Origin of the sequence: Rheinheimera nanhaiensis E407-8 (assembly GCF_000296695.1) — a bacterium.
GTDB classification, from domain to species: Bacteria; Pseudomonadota; Gammaproteobacteria; order Enterobacterales; family Alteromonadaceae; genus Alishewanella; species Alishewanella nanhaiensis.
On record NZ_BAFK01000054.1, the window covers coordinates 1 to 684 of the forward strand.

A 684-nucleotide genomic window follows, 5' to 3' on the forward strand; every position below is an offset into this window, starting at 1 on the left:
TGCAATATCTGCGCATCCAGCTCACCGCTTTCAACGGCCTTGATGATGGTGCTGATTACGGTTGGTAAATCTTCTTTCTTACCAACATCGATAGCCGCTTTGCCTTTTTCCAGCTCCAGCGTTTTAAGCCCAACTTTGATTTCAAAGTAGTAGTGCTCGTTGTCATCAAAATACCAGGGACGAACCGCTTTGCGTGTACGCACGGTTTTGCGCTCACCGGTGTCGGGGTCTTTCACCTTTTTATCTTTGAAGGCTTCATACGCCTGACCATCTAACATGGCCTGTGCCATGGCTTGCTGCTCATCCAGCTTTTCAATCAGCTTCAGGCGTTTGCCTAATATGGGTGGTTTGGGCTCAATTTTTGGGCGAGCGATAACCTTGAGCGAACTCAATATAGACATAGTGTGTTTTCCTTATGGTGTTGGCTTAGTGGCTATTGCACAAAGCCGATGGGGGTTTTAGGTTGCTTGCGGTTGTTTTCATCGGTCAGCACGGCAAGCGCTAACTGACGATGTTCGTGCGCTGCGCTAAAGCGCAAACGACGGGTTAAAAGTGCAAAATCGCCGGGCGTTAATCTGCTAAGCGAACTTAGCTGCTTAGTCTCTAACGTCGATAGCTGTGGAGCGCTCACAGTGCGCTTGTACAGCGTTAAAACTTGCGGCGCGCTCAAGTAGTCACACTGCA

At 49.1% G+C, this 684-nt stretch carries 2 protein-coding genes; both read right to left on the bottom strand.

The window, feature by feature from the left end; genetic code table 11:
* Window positions 1-401, bottom strand: a 401-nt coding sequence (locus RNAN_RS18545) for a DUF6641 family protein (RefSeq protein ID WP_040552783.1), incomplete at its 3' end; no start/stop codon positions are given.
* Window positions 402-433: 32 nt separating this feature from the next.
* Window positions 434-684: hypothetical protein (locus RNAN_RS18550; protein WP_237739955.1), on the bottom strand; the 251-nt coding region annotated here is incomplete at its 5' end.